This is a genomic window from Thermus albus (genome assembly GCF_022760855.1).
Lineage (GTDB): Bacteria > Deinococcota > Deinococci > Deinococcales > Thermaceae > Thermus > Thermus albus.
Genome location: NZ_JAKTNR010000015.1, coordinates 1 through 354 on the forward strand (window position 1 = coordinate 1; position 354 = coordinate 354).

At 57.1% G+C, this 354-nt stretch carries 1 protein-coding gene; it reads right to left on the bottom strand.

The window, feature by feature from the left end:
• Positions 1-248 (bottom strand): helix-turn-helix domain-containing protein (locus tag L0D18_RS11185; protein ID WP_341474598.1); only part of this gene is annotated, 248 nt, incomplete at its 3' end.
• Positions 249-354: the final 106 nt, after the last annotated feature.

Sequence of the window (354 nt, forward strand, 5' to 3'; positions counted from 1 at the left end):
AGGACCTGAGAGTGTATACGTCCATACTCCGGTAACTCCGCTCGTATCTCCGGAAGATACCGCTTCTGTTCATAGAAACCGATGGTCTTTTTGGCCTTCTTGTAGGCCTCTCTACGTTCCTGAAGTGCGGCATTGTAAAGCTGACGGCACAAGGAGAGAGTCCGCCCAAGATAGCCCCTACGGGGCTGACCCAAGTCCCTCCTTTGGGGCTTGGTAGGGTACAGGCGGTACTTGAAGGCTTTTCTGATCACCGTACCTCCATCCCATGGTAGCACATCCGCCGTCCACTAGGCTATGTCCGCGGCTTTGGGGCCCCTGCCCCAAATGAACCGCCGGCGGACGTGGGGGGGCTAA